The sequence below is a fragment of the Saccharothrix syringae genome (genome assembly GCF_009498035.1).
Taxonomy (GTDB): Bacteria; Actinomycetota; Actinomycetes; order Mycobacteriales; family Pseudonocardiaceae; genus Actinosynnema; species Actinosynnema syringae.
Genome location: NZ_CP034550.1, coordinates 5,235,374 through 5,247,665 on the forward strand (window position 1 = coordinate 5,235,374; position 12,292 = coordinate 5,247,665).

Below are 12,292 nucleotides of genomic sequence, written 5' to 3' on the forward strand. Positions count from 1 at the left end.
CGGGCGGCGCGGCCTTCAGCCGGTGGGCCGCACCCGGATCGTGCCGTCGGCCCCGGCGGACACGAGGAGCCGGCCGTCGGCGCTGTAGGTCAGGTCCGTGACGCGGGCGGTGTGGCCGGTCAGGGCGTTCTTGAGGTCGCCGGTCGCGGCGTCGACCACGCGCACCAGGTTGTCGGGCTCGCCGACGGCCAGGCTCCGGTGGTCGGGGCTGATCGCCCACGGGCCCTCCGGGGTGGTGGTGTGGAGCAGCTCGCCGGTGGCCACCTCCCACAGCTGCACGACAGTCCGGTCGAAGTTCGTGGTGGCCAGGGTCGTGCCGTCGGTGCTGAACGACACGGGTTCGCCGGCGCCGTCGAGGGAGCGGATGCGGGCGCCCGTGGCGGTGTCCCACAGGCTGATCTTGTCGGTGTAGTGGCTGCTGGCGGCGATCACGGTGCCGTCCGGGCCGAAGACGGCGACGTAACCGGCCTCGAAGGTAGCGGTGTTCCGGCCGGTCGCGACGTCCCAGACGCGGACCGTCCGGTCGACCGAGCCGGTGAGGAGCAGGCGGCCGTCGCGGCTGAAGGACAGGTGCTGGACGCCGTTGGTGTGCCCGGGGAGCGTCGCGACCTGCCGGCCGTCGGCCGCGTTCCACAGCAGGACCGGGTTGTCGAAGGGGGCCGTGCAGGCGCAGGAGGAGGCGGTGGCGAGCGTTCCGCCGTCCGGGGCGAACGCCAGCGCCGGTCCGGTCGTGGTGCCCCGCAGCTCCGCCCTGGTGCGGTGGGTGGTCAGGTCCCGGAGGACCGCCGAACCGTCGGACCCGCCGACGGCGACGGTGTGCGGGGCGGCGCTGAAGGCGAAGGAGAAGGCGTTGCCGTCGACGGCGTCGACGGCCTGGCCGGTGCGCACGTCCCAGAACTGGACGCGCTCGCCCCCGGTCGTGGTGAAGCCGGCGAGGGTGCCGGCGTCGGGGCTGAGCACGATTCGTTCGGCGGTGCCGGTGATGACGGGCGCCGCGGCCGCGGGCGCCGCGCTGCCGCCGGAATCCGAGTCGCCCCGGTTCACCAGTACGACGACCGTGGTCACGACCAGGGCGGCCGCGGTGAGCAGGGCGACCAGTCGGACGCGGCGGGAGGCGAGGGCGCGGCGGAGGGGTGATTCGGTCCGGGGTGTGGCCGGGAGTGGGGGTGGCGGGAGCGGCTCGGGTGTCGGCTCGGGTGTCGATGTGGCTGGAGGCGGGGGGAGTGGCTCGGGTTCGGGTTCGGGTGTCGATTCGGCGGCAGCCCGTTCCGGGGTGGCGGGCGTCGAATCGGCGAGCAGGGCGGCGGCCGCGGTGGAGACCTGGCGGCTGTCGTCGTCGGCGAGGCGGCGGATCTCCTGCTCCGCGCGAGCCCGGACGAGGTCGTTGCCCACGCGGCGCAGGCGGGCCAGGCCGTCGAGCGCGCCGAGGCGATCGGTGGCGATGGGGCTGGTCAGGGCGTTGGCCAGGTAGCCGGGCAGGGTCCAGTTGACGTTGCGGGCGATGACCGTGCGGCCCTGCACGTCGTCCTGCTTCTTCGGGCGTTGCTGGGGCATCTCCTCGACCACGTGGTCGTGGACGTAGCCGTACAGCTCGTCCACGGTGATGTCGCCGTCGCCGTCGAGGTCCGCGCTGCCGTCGCGCAGGCCCGCGACCAGGTGGCGGGTGAACACCGACTGCGCGGCCCGCCCGTGCGGCCGGTCGCCCTCGAAGGAGTACTGCGTGGCGTCCGACGCGGTCAGGACGGTGCGGCCCCGGCCCTGGAAGCGTTCGAGGGCGTGGACGGCCGTGTCCGCCTTCGCGATGCGCCCCGCCGGGAACGCGCCGCTGTAGCAGCAGTCGAGCACGAGGATCTTCCGGCGGGACGCGCAGCCCTCCATCGCCTGGTCGACCTGCTCGGCGGGCAAACCGGTGAACAGCAGGTTGTCCCGGGCCGTGTTGGTCATCGCGAGGTACAGCCTGCCCTCGTCGTCCTTGAGGCCGTGACCGGTGAAGTAGAGCAGCGTCAGGTCGTCGCGGCGGCGGTCGCGGTAGAACTCGCCGATCGACCGGCCCACCCGGTGCAGCGGCTCGTTGACCAGCGTGGTGACCTCGAACCCGGCGATCGACGGGTCGGCCAGCACCTCGGCCAGGGCCTCCGCGTCGTGGGCGGGCGCGGTCAGCCTGCGCAGCCCCGCGTCCTCGTACTCGTAGGTCGCGATCAACAGCGCCAGCCGCCGGCCCACGGTTCACCCCGAGTGCCGCTGCACGTAGGCGTCGACCAGCGCCCGCCGCTCGGCCGCGGTGGCCTTCTCCAGCGTGATAGTGTCCCCGTCGACGGTGAGCGACACCCGGTGCCGCGCGGCCTGCCGCGCGAGCCAGTCCCGGACCGTCTCGACGAGCAGCGGGAACACCCCGCCGGAAGCGCTCAGCGCGACCAGCACGGCGCCCAGCGCGACCGGGTCCCCGACCTTGGCGCCTTCCGGTGACGGCCCGGCCGCGGCCAGCCGGGCGTCGACGTCGAGCTGTGCGACCTCGGTGCGCAGCCGGCGCGCGAGGCGGTCGGCGCTGTCCGGGTCGACGTCCGGGTCCGGCTCGACCACGAGGAGCACGACGCGTTCGTCCTCGGTGCCCATCGGCCCTCCCGTCATCGGGGTGAAGGACCTTGCACCGGGGATGTCGCCGGCGGCCGGGCGCCGTTACGGCCCGGGGCGCTGCGTGGCCGGCGCGGTTGTGGCCTGGAGCTGCGGTTGTGGTGGAGAGGGAGGCGCGGCGGGGCGGCGGGGCGGAAGGGCCGGGCGGCGGGGCGGCGGCGCGGCGTGGCGTGGCGGCGGCGTGGCGTGGTGGAGGCAGCGTGGTGGAGCTGTGGCACGTCGGAAAGGGCGGGCCCGGTGGTCGACCACCGCCGCGTCGACCACCGGGCCCGCCGGGTCGTTCCCCGATCGGGCGGTCAGCCGCCGACCGGGGTGGGCCGCCACTCCTCCTGCCAGCCGTGGCGGGTGTCGTAGGCCGTGGCCAGCAGGCCGAGCACGTCGCGGTCCCCGGTGTGCTCGACCTCCTCGCGCAGCCAGCGCGCCTTCTCCTCGAACGGCACGGGCTCGCGCTCGCCCTGCGCTTGGGCCGGCCCCGGCACCAGGATCAGCCCCTGCCCGTCGTCGGTGCGCAGCACGCGCAGCCTGCCCTGCCGCTCGGCCTCGTCCAGCAGCGGCAGCTCCTCGCGGGCCAGTCGCTGCTCGTCCTCGGCCAGCCCGTCCAGCACGAACCGGCGCAGGTCTTCGTCGGTGACGTTCGCCTCGGCATCCATGCCGCTGGGGTATCCACCCGTCGCGCGGAAAACACCCGGTGCGTCACACCCCGTCGCCGTGCGGGTGATCGCGGCGCGGGGTAGGAATAGTTGGTGACCAGCGCGTACGAGCCGGACCCGCGGCGTTGGCGGGCGCTGACGGTGACCCTGGTGGCGGGCTTCATGAGCCTGCTCGACGTCAGCATCGTCTCCGTCGCGCTGCCCTCGATCCAGCACGGCCTGGGCACCACGCCCGCCGGCGTGCAGTGGGTGGTGTCCGGGTACGCGCTGGCCTTCGGCCTGGCCCTGGTGCCCGCCGGGCGGCTCGGCGACGCGATCGGCCGCCGCACCATGTTCCTGTGCGCGCTGGGCGGGTTCGTGCTGTTCAGCGCCCTGGCCGGGCTGGCGCCGACCACGGAGGTGCTGGTCGTGGCGCGGCTGCTGCAGGGCGTGTCCGCGGGTGCGCTGGCACCGCAGAACTCGGCGCTGATCCAGCAGCTGTTCCGGGGTGCCGAGCGGGGTCGGGCGTTCGGGTTCTTCGGCGCGACCGTGGGCATCTCGACCGCGGTCGGGCCGGTGGTCGGCGGCGTGATCCTCGCGGTGGCGGGCGAGGACGAGGGGTGGCGCTGGATCTTCTACGTCAACGTGCCGATCGGCGTGGTGGCCCTGGTGCTGGCGGCCCGGTTGCTGCCGCGCCGGCGCGGTGGACGGCGCGGGCACCTCGACCCGGTCGGCGCGGCGCTGCTGGGCGTCGGCGTGCTGGCGCTGATGCTGCCGCTGGTGCTGGCCGAGTCCGGTGGGCTGACCGACCTGTGGTGGCTGTTCGCGGTGGGCGCGGCGCTGCTGGTGGTGTTCGTGCGCTGGGAGCGGCAGTACGCGGCGCGCGGGTGCTCGCCGCTGCTGGACATCGGGTTGTTCAGCAGCACGCCCGGCTACGGCACGGGCGCGCTGCTGGGGATGGTCTACTTCGTCGGGTTCAGCGGGATCTGGCTGGTGTTCGCGCTGTTCTTCCAGACCGGCCTGGGCTACACGCCGCTGCAGTCGGGCCTGGCCGTGACGCCGTTCGCGCTCGGGTCGGCGGTGGCGGCGGTGGTCGGCGGCCGGCTGGTGGAGCGGTGGGGCCGCAGGCTCACCGTGACCGGGTTGAGCCTGGTGGTGACGGGTCTGGCGGTGACCGCGGTGGTGCTGCGGCTGGCACCGCCGCACGTGGCCGGGTGGGCGGTGGCACCGGCCCTGCTGGTGGCCGGCGTCGGCGGTGGCTGGGTGATCTCGCCGAACACCACGCTGACGCTGCGGCATGTGCCGGTGTCGATGGCGGGCGCGGCCGGCGGTGCGCTGCAGACCGGGCAGCGCATCGGCGCGGCGATCGGCACGGCGGCCCTGGCGGGCGTGTTCTACTCGGTGCTGTCGGCCTCGGACCGCGACTTCCGGGTGGCGGTGTCGGTGGCGCTCGGCGGTGCGGTCGTGGCCGTGGCGGTGGCCCTGGTGGTGGCCGTGGTCGAGCTGCGCAACCGACCGCGCTGCCCGGCGGCGCAGGAGGGGGCCGAGCACGTGGTCTCGGACGCGGGCTGACGCCCGGCCGGCGGTCGCGCCGAGACTCCCGGGTGGCGGGCGGGCGTGGGTCGTCGGGCGCGTCGCCCGGGAGCGGTTGGCCGGCGGGCGGGGGCGGGTCGTTGAGCGCACCGCTCGGGAGTGGTCGGCTGACGCGCGGGCGCGGGTCGTCGGGCGCGTCGCCCGAGAACGGCTGGCCGGCGGGCGTGGTGCCACCTGTTCGGACCGGCGGGGGAGGAGGCCGGCCGGGCACGATGGCCGCATGGACATCCTGTCGCTCGCCGAGGAGCTGATCGCCATCCGGTCGACCGCCGACCGGCCCGAAGACCTCGCCCGCGCGCTGGACCTCGTGCTCGACGCGGTCGGGCCCGGCTTCACCGTCGAGCGGTTCTCCTCGCGCGGCAAGCCCAGCGCCCTCGTCCACACGGGCCCGGACCGGCCGCACTTCCGGGTGGTCTTCAACGCCCACCTCGACGTGGTGCCCGGCGCGGACGCGCAGTTCCGCGCCCGCCGCGAGGGCGACCTGCTGGTCGGCCGCGGCGCGCAGGACATGAAGCTGTCCGCGCTGGTGCTCGCCGGGGTGTTCCGGGACCGGGCGCGCGAACTGCCGTTCCCGCTCGGGCTCCAGCTCGTCACCGACGAGGAGGTCGGCGGGCGCGACGGCACCCGCCACCAGCTCGAACAGGGCGTGACCGCGGACTTCGCGGTCATCGGCGAGCACAGCGCGCTGCGGGTGGTCACCGAGTCCAAGGGCCTGGCCATCGCGCGGCTGCACGCGACCGGCCGGGCCGGGCACAGCGCCTACCAGTGGCTGGGCGACAACGCGGTGCTCAAGGTGGTGCGCGCGGTCGACGGGGTGCTGGCGAAGTACCCCGTGGCCGAGGCCGAGGAGTGGCGCACCACGGTCAACGTCGCCCGGATCACCACCGGCAACCAGGCGCTCAACCAGGTGCCCGCCGACGCGACCGCCCACCTGGACATCCGGTTCCCGCCCGAGGACGCCGACTTCGCCGGCCGCACGCCCGGGCAGGTCGCCGCCCACCTCACCGCGCTGTGCCCGCCGGGCGTGACGGCCGAGGTGGTCGACCTCGAACCACCGCACCGGGCCGATCCGGACGGCGCCGACGTGCGGGCGTTGCAGGCGGCCGCGCGCGCCCAGGGCCACTCCGGCGAGCTGCTGCGCAAGCACGGCGCGGCGGACTCCCGGTTCTACCACCGGGCCGGTGTCGACGCGGTGATCTTCGGCGTCGGCGGCGACGGGCAGCACGGCCCCGACGAGCACGCCGACCTGACCACGGTCGAGCCCTACCGGCGGGCCCTGCACGCGTTCCTGGACGACGTCGCCCGCCGGTCGTTGCCGAACGCGTAACCCAGAGGTTACGCTTCCGCCCGTGGACGAGGTGGCGGCCGCGATCGCGGACCCGGTCCGGCGGCGGATCCTGGAGCTGCTGCGCGACGACGCCCGGCTGTCGGCCGGGCAGCTCGCGGAGCGGTTCGAGATCAGCCGCCCGGCGGTGAGCAGGCACCTGCGCGTGCTGCGGGAGAGCGGCCTGGTGCGCGACGAGCTCGTGGGCAGGCAGCGGATCTACCGCCTGGACGCCTCCGGCCTGGTCCCGCTCGTCCACTGGCTCGCGGGCTTCGACCGCCCCGCGGGCTGGGAGCACCACCTCGACGCGCTGGAGACCGAGGTGTACCGGGCGCGGCGGGAGCGCCGCGCCGGACGACCCACCGAACGACCCGAGGAGCACACGGCATGACCCGCATCCCCACCGGTCGCCTGTTCCGCACCCCCGCGGGCAGCGACCTGGTGATCACCCGCACGTTCCGGGCGTTAGCCGAGGACGTGTGGGCGAGCGTGACCGAACCGGAGCGCACCGCCCGGTGGTTCGGCCCCTGGGAGGGCGAGGCCGGGCCGGGCCGCACGGTGCGCGTGCGGATGGTGTTCGAGGAGCAGGCGCCGTGGCTGGACGTCCGCGTCGACGCCTGCGACCCGCCCCACCGGCTGGCCCTGTCCACCGCGGACGAGGCCGGCGTGTGGCGGCTGGAGCTGGTGCTGGCCGAGGTGGACGGCACCACCGAGCTGCGCCTGGTGCACCACCTCGACACCGAGGAGGGCATCGGCGAGGTGGGCCCCGGCTGGGAGTTCTACCTGGACATGCTGGTCGCCGCGCGCGACGGCACGCCCCAGCCGGTCTTCGACGACTACTACCCGTCGATGAAGGCCCACTTCGAGGGGCTGCGCGACCCGGCGTGACGGGGGCCGGTGGTCCCGCCGGCCGCTCTTCGACCGGTGGGGCCACCGGGCGGGCCGGGACTCCGCGCCCGGTCCCGTGGAACTGCCCCGCCGCCGCTCCGGCAACCTCCGGGGGGTCGGGCTGCGCAATCCCGCCGTGCCGGGTACGGTTCGGGCACGCAGCCGGTTGAGCAAGCAGCCACTGCCTTCTTCGAGCGTGAGGAGGCCGCGGCCGTGGTGGCACACTTCGACCGCCCGTTCCGGGTGGAGCGCGAGGTCCACGGTTACGCGATAGTGGTGCGCGTCGTCGGCGAGGTGGACTCCTCGACCGCCGCCGAGCTGGGCCGGGCAACGGCCGTGGCGCTGGCCCTGGCCACCCCGCCCGCACCCGTCGTGGTCGACCTCAGCGACGTCGACTTCATCTCCGCAGCCGGGCTCAACCAGCTCCAGCGCGACCACGGCGCCGCGTCGGCGGCAGGCGTCGAGCTGCGCGTGGTGGCCCGGCACCGGCACGTGCTGCGCCCCTTCGAGGTCACCGGCCTCGACCGCGACCTGCGGCCCGCGGCCACGCTGGCGGAGGCTTTGCGCGTGCGCGCCACCGACGCGCGACGCGCCGTGCTGCGGGGTTGACCGGCCGCCGGCGGTTGCGCCACCCGGCCCCGCGGGTACCCCTCAATGCGCTTCGGGAAAGCCTCCTACCCCGGTAACCGGCATTCCAAACATGCAATTCACCGGCGTGTTCCGGGACAAAGGACGAAATGCCCGCGTGCAATACTCGTGGGCACGACGACCGGAAGGCAAGGGGTGGTGGAGCGAATTGGTCCCGGACGACGAGGAATGCTCGAACTCCGCGGACCGGACCACCACCGCACCACTCGCCGGGCGGGTCGCCACGTGATGCCCGCGACGGCGGTGAGCGGGCAGCGGCCGACCGGTGGCGGGCACGACGGCAGCGCGGTGCCGGCCGCGCCGCGGAAGGCGGTGGCATGACGGACACGGTGGTGGACATCCTGGCGGCGGGCCGCGAGGAGCTGATGGCGGCGCTGGCCGAGGGCGACGAGCACGCGGCGGTGGACCTGGCGATGCGGCTGCTCGACGGCGGCGTGCCCGCCGACGTGGTGCTGCTGGAGCTCGTCGCCGACGCGCAGGTCGAGATCGGCGTGCTGTGGCAGGCCAACCGGTGGAGCGTGGCGCAGGAGCACGCCGCGACCGCGATCTCCGAGCGGGTGATCGCCGCGGTGGGCGACCGCGCCGCCGCCGCGCCGACCAGGGGCCACGTGGTGGTCGCCTGCCTGGACGGCGAGTGGCACGCCCTGCCGGCGCGCATCGTCGCCGAGGTGCTGCGGGGCCGGGGCTGGCGGGTCACCTTCCTAGGCGCCAGCGTGCCCGCCGCGCACCTGGTGCCCTACCTGGAGGAGCACGGCCCGGACGCGGTCGCGCTGAGCTGCACCCTGCCCCGCGGCCTGCCGCGCGCCGACCAGGTGGTCGCCGCCTGCCGGGCCACCGGCACGCCGGTCCTGGTCGGCGGCCTCGGCTTCGGCCCGGACGGCAGGTGGGCGCGGGTGCTCGGCGCGGGCACGTGGGCCCCGACCGCCCGCGCCGCCGCGGACCTGCTCGACCGACCGGAGTGGCCGCGCACGGCGCTGCCGGCACCGCCCCGGCCCGCCGACCCGGAGTACGCCGCGCTGCGCGCCCGCCGCGCCGAGCTGGTCGACGCGGGCCTGGCGGCGCTGCACGAGTGGTTCCCGCCGCTGCGCGACTACGACGCGCGCCGGCTCGACGCGACGCTGGACGACCTGGGCGACATCGTCGACCACCTCGCCGCGTCGGTCTACGTGGACGACCCGGAGCTGTTCGGCGAGTTCGTCACCTGGACCGCCGAGGTGCTGGCCGCGCGGGGCGTGTCACCGGCGTCGGTGGAGGTCGCGCTGGAGGCGATCGCCCGCGTGCTGGACGACCACCCGCGCACCCGTCACCACCTGGACCACGGGCGGCGGGCCCTGGCGGCGCATTAGGACTGCCGGAGGCCGGCGGTGGACCCGTCCACCGCGGGCGGGGAGGACCCGCGGGCGTCGACGGTTCACCGGTCCGACCGCCCGGAGGCCGCGCCGTCGAGGGCGCCCAGCAGTTCCCGCAGCGACGACGCTTCCTCGTCGCGCAGCTGTGCCTCGTACAGCTCCAGCGCCTTCCGCCAGGCCGCGCGGGCGTCGTCGTGCCGGCCGAGCCCGTGGAGCGTGTTGGCCGCCGCCCAGGCGTGGCCGATGTCCCGGTAGATGGCCGGCGCCCGCTCGTAGTGCTCGACGGACTGGTGGTGGCGACCGGTGTGGTGGTCGCGGTGTGCCACCCCGGCTCGTTGAGGGACCGCGGACAGGCTGAGGTGGGGGGTCCGGGTCGTCGAGGGCGCTCGCGGAGTTCCGCGGCGATCTCCGCCAGGCGCGGGTGGGGCCGGACCTGGGCCCGGCTCGCGATGACGCCCGGGGCGAGCGGGAACCCGCCGCACAGCGCGACCAGCTCCGCCGCGGCCGCCGCCTCGGCCGTCACCCGGTCCGCGCCCAGCCGGTGGGCCGGCCCGCCGGCTGGTCACCACCACCGTGCAGGAGTCCCCGCCGGGCAGCAGCGGGGCGACCTGGTCGGCGGCGACCGCGTGGGGACCCGGTAACCGCCATCCGCCTCACCGGCTGGAGTAGGAGAACCGCCGCACGTGCGGTGCCCAGTCCTGGAACGCCGCCAGGTCCGGCAGCGTCACCAGGGCGGTCACCTCCTGCAACCCCCGGTGCAGGTGGAACCACGCCTCGGCCTGCCCGTCGGTCAGGGCGCCGACCACCGGTGAGCGCCCGTCGCGCGGTGCCAGGTCCGCCGCGAACGACGACCACGCGTCGGCCCGGTCCCGGTGCAGCAGACCGCCGCGCACGCCGGTGCCCGGCGGTGCGGTGAGGGCGGCGGCGGCCAGGGCGGGGGTGGCGGCGACGATGCCGAGCAGCACGACCACCGCCTGGAACTCGCCCGGCCGGTCGTCGTCGCCGAGGAACGCGGCCGCCTCGCCCAGGTCGCGGCTGGCGCGGATCATGCGGTAGACGTTGAACAGGCGCTTGGCCGCGCGCGGGGTCCGCACCAGGGGGTCCAGGGCGTCGAGGAACCGCAGCTCGCCCTCGGTCAGGGGGCGCGCGGGGCGCTGCGGGTGCGCGAGCACCGCGTCCCGCTCGATGGTCAGCAGGTCCGACGGCGGGGCGGGTTCCGCGGCGGGCACGGGGGTGGCGGCCGGGGTGGGGGAGTCGCCGTCGACCATGGACCGCAGCACGTGGCCCAGGGTGCCGCGCACCATGCCGGGCAGGGTGAACGGGATGTTGACGATCTTCTCCAGGTAGTCCTCCGGCGGCGTCGGCAACTCGGACCCCGCGCCGTCCAGCAGGTCCGCGTAGTGGCTGCGCAGCGCGCGCACCAGCCACCGCGGGTCGACCCCGACGACCACCACGAACAGGTCCATCGCCAGCAGCAGGTGCACGGCCTCCAGCACCTGCACGACCTGGCGCGGCTCGCAGCGGTCGAGGTCGTCGACGTGCAGCACCACCCGGTCGATGGGCCGCCGCGCCGAGTCGGCGTCCGGGTTGGCCCGCCAGTCCGCCAGCAGCGCCACCAACTGCTCGAAGTCCTTGCGCAGCGCGGAGACCACGCCCAGGCCACCGGTGTAGGCGTCGCCGCGGTCGCGCAGGAACTCCGACGCCCGCCGCGCCGGGTTCAGCTCGGCCAGCCGCCTGCCCAGCTCGCCGACGTGCGCGACGACCTCGTCCAGCTGCGCCTGCGCGACCAGGTGGTCCGCCTCGGCCTCGCGCAGCCGGTCCATCAGCTCGGCGGCCTCGGCGCGCACCCGCTCGTCGTGGATGCGGTCCAGGCCGCCGCGCAGGTCCTCGCTCAGCGCCCGCAGCTCGCCCAGGCCGGTGCGGGCGCGGGCGAGCAGGCCGCCGCCGAGCGCCGCCAGCGCCGCGCCCGCCGCGCCGCCGACCAGCGCGACCAGCGGCACGGCCAGTCCGGCGAGGGCGCTGAGCCCCAGCACGGCGCCGGCCGCCGCCAGGGCGATCCGGCCGTTGCGGTCGCCGGGCACCCGCCGCACGGCCACCGCGTCGGCGTGGGCGTCCTGGAGCTGGTCGGACAGCAGCCTGGCCCGCTCGACGTCGTCGGCGACGCCGATCCGCCTCCACACCCGGTCCAGCCGGGCCCGCACCTGCTCCGAGCCGCGCAGCGCGGCCAGCAGGTCGCGGGCGCCGGTGACGTGCGCCCCGTCGGCCTCGTCGACCCTGGCCCTGAGCCGGGCGACCTCCGCCTCGGCCCGGGTGCCCGCCTCCTCCAGCTCGGCCCGCCCGCCCACCTTCTCGGCCAGCAGCCGCTGGAGCTCGCCGCGCTGCGCCTCCGCCCCGGGCTCCGGGTCGGCCAGGCCGCGGAAGATCACGTCGGCCAGGCTCGCCCACAGGTTGGTGTCCGCGTAGTGCCAGGCGTTGAAGCCGATCTGCACGATGCGGCGGCAGTACCTCGCGTCGCCGGTGCCCGCCAGCTCCTCGATCCGCCCGCGCAGCATCCCCATGAAGAAGCTCTTGCCCGAGCCCCACTCGCCGAACACGCCGATGGACAGCGGGGTGGGGGTGGCGCGCTCGGCGACCACCGCCGCCAGCATCGACACGTACGGGGTCACGCCCAGCCGGTCGCGTTCCAGCGGGATGGGCCGCACCGGGTCGACCAGGTCGCTCGTGACGCCGCCGGCGAGTTCGTCGGGGACCGCGTCCGCGGGTTCGTCCTCCGCCACCCACGCGGGCCGCGACTCGATCTCCGGGCCGCGAATGCCGTTCCACAGGTCCTCGACGAGGGGCACCACTTCCGGGTCGAGGCCGATCAGCAGCACCCGACGCGTCCGCGTGATGACCCGGTCGCGCAGCGCGTTGATGATCGCAGGTAACGCGACCGCCGCCACTTCGGCGTGCGAGAGCCCCAGCACGCCCGTCGCCAGCAGCGGCACCGCCAGGCTCCGGGCGCCCGCGCGGTTCGCGGCCAGCACCGCCTCCTGGGTGGCGGTCCGCACCGCGCCGAGGTCCACTTCCTCCCCGTCGTCGGCCTCAGGGGAGGCCAGCACCGCCAACCGCAGCGGTTCCGCGCCGTGGAACCGGAGCACGCGCGGGCGCGACGACCTGATGCTCGGCAGTTCGACCTCGTCGACCGCGCGCAGGAAGTCGGGGAACTGCGCGGCGAGCGCCGAGCCCAG

Annotated in this window: 11 protein-coding genes; 6 read left to right on the forward strand and 5 right to left on the reverse strand. The window is 75.8% G+C overall.

Annotated features, from left to right (window positions below; all coding sequences use genetic code 11):
- Positions 1-15: 15 nt before the first annotated feature.
- From EKG83_RS22760 to EKG83_RS22770, 3 genes are all read right to left on the reverse strand, one after another.
- Positions 16-2,223 carry a caspase, EACC1-associated type gene (locus EKG83_RS22760; protein ID WP_051765095.1) on the reverse strand — a complete coding sequence of 736 codons (2,208 nt, stop codon included), beginning with the start codon at positions 2,221-2,223 and terminating at the stop codon, positions 16-18.
- Between the two features lie 3 nt (positions 2,224-2,226).
- On the reverse strand, positions 2,227-2,613 hold the full coding sequence (locus tag EKG83_RS22765) for an effector-associated constant component EACC1 (RefSeq protein ID WP_033429479.1): 387 nt from the start codon (positions 2,611-2,613) through the stop codon (positions 2,227-2,229).
- A gap of 314 nt (positions 2,614-2,927) precedes the next feature.
- Entirely contained in the window at positions 2,928-3,281 is a 354-nt protein-coding gene (locus EKG83_RS22770; RefSeq protein WP_033429478.1) for a hypothetical protein, read from the reverse strand.
- Positions 3,282-3,443: 162 nt separating this feature from the next.
- On the opposite strand from EKG83_RS22770, the gene EKG83_RS22775 reads away from it, so the two are divergent.
- The 6 genes from EKG83_RS22775 (at position 3,444) to EKG83_RS22800 (ending at position 9,059) form a co-directional block, all read left to right on the forward strand.
- Positions 3,444-4,832, forward strand: coding sequence for an MFS transporter (locus EKG83_RS22775; protein WP_153278943.1), 1,389 nt, complete (start codon positions 3,444-3,446; stop codon positions 4,830-4,832).
- A 241-nt stretch (positions 4,833-5,073) separates the two neighbouring features.
- Positions 5,074-6,180, forward strand: a complete 1,107-nt coding sequence (locus EKG83_RS22780; RefSeq protein ID WP_033429477.1) for a M20 family metallopeptidase — start codon at positions 5,074-5,076, stop codon at positions 6,178-6,180.
- A gap of 22 nt (positions 6,181-6,202) precedes the next feature.
- Entirely contained in the window at positions 6,203-6,568 is a 366-nt protein-coding gene (locus EKG83_RS22785) for a metalloregulator ArsR/SmtB family transcription factor (RefSeq protein ID WP_033429476.1), read from the forward strand.
- Positions 6,565-7,065, forward strand: a complete 501-nt coding sequence (locus EKG83_RS22790; protein WP_033429475.1) for an SRPBCC family protein — start codon at positions 6,565-6,567, stop codon at positions 7,063-7,065. The genes EKG83_RS22785 and EKG83_RS22790 overlap by 4 nt, the downstream gene beginning before the upstream one ends.
- Positions 7,066-7,278: 213 nt before the next feature.
- Positions 7,279-7,674, forward strand: coding sequence for an anti-sigma factor antagonist (locus tag EKG83_RS22795; protein WP_051765092.1), 396 nt, complete (start codon positions 7,279-7,281; stop codon positions 7,672-7,674).
- A gap of 356 nt (positions 7,675-8,030) precedes the next feature.
- The gene (locus tag EKG83_RS22800) at positions 8,031-9,059 is read left to right on the forward strand and encodes a cobalamin B12-binding domain-containing protein (RefSeq protein ID WP_033429474.1); all 1,029 of its coding nucleotides are present in this window, start codon (positions 8,031-8,033) and stop codon (positions 9,057-9,059) included.
- Positions 9,060-9,124: 65 nt separating this feature from the next.
- Here EKG83_RS22800 and EKG83_RS22805 read toward each other — a convergent pair whose 3' ends face one another.
- Together EKG83_RS22805 and EKG83_RS22810 are read right to left on the reverse strand one after the other, a co-directional pair.
- On the reverse strand, positions 9,125-9,388 hold the full coding sequence (locus tag EKG83_RS22805; RefSeq protein ID WP_033429473.1) for a tetratricopeptide repeat protein: 264 nt from the start codon (positions 9,386-9,388) through the stop codon (positions 9,125-9,127).
- A gap of 327 nt (positions 9,389-9,715) precedes the next feature.
- Positions 9,716-11,935, reverse strand: a complete 2,220-nt coding sequence (locus EKG83_RS22810; RefSeq protein ID WP_153278307.1) for a P-loop NTPase fold protein — start codon at positions 11,933-11,935, stop codon at positions 9,716-9,718.
- Between the last annotated feature and the right edge of the window lie 357 nt (positions 11,936-12,292).

What these genes read in the sequence shown, in the direction of transcription:
- EKG83_RS22765 (WP_033429479.1), bottom strand. Translation starts at nt 2,613, where the DNA reads ATGGGCACCGAGGACGAACGCGTCGTGCTCCTCGTGGTCGAGCCGGAC.
- EKG83_RS22770 (WP_033429478.1), bottom strand. Translation starts at nt 3,281, where the DNA reads ATGGATGCCGAGGCGAACGTCACCGACGAAGACCTGCGCCGGTTCGTG.
- EKG83_RS22775 (WP_153278943.1), top strand. Translation starts at nt 3,444, where the DNA reads ATGAGCCTGCTCGACGTCAGCATCGTCTCCGTCGCGCTGCCCTCGATC.
- EKG83_RS22780 (WP_033429477.1), top strand. Translation starts at nt 5,074, where the DNA reads ATGGACATCCTGTCGCTCGCCGAGGAGCTGATCGCCATCCGGTCGACC.
- EKG83_RS22790 (WP_033429475.1), top strand. Translation starts at nt 6,565, where the DNA reads ATGACCCGCATCCCCACCGGTCGCCTGTTCCGCACCCCCGCGGGCAGC.
- EKG83_RS22800 (WP_033429474.1), top strand. Translation starts at nt 8,031, where the DNA reads ATGACGGACACGGTGGTGGACATCCTGGCGGCGGGCCGCGAGGAGCTG.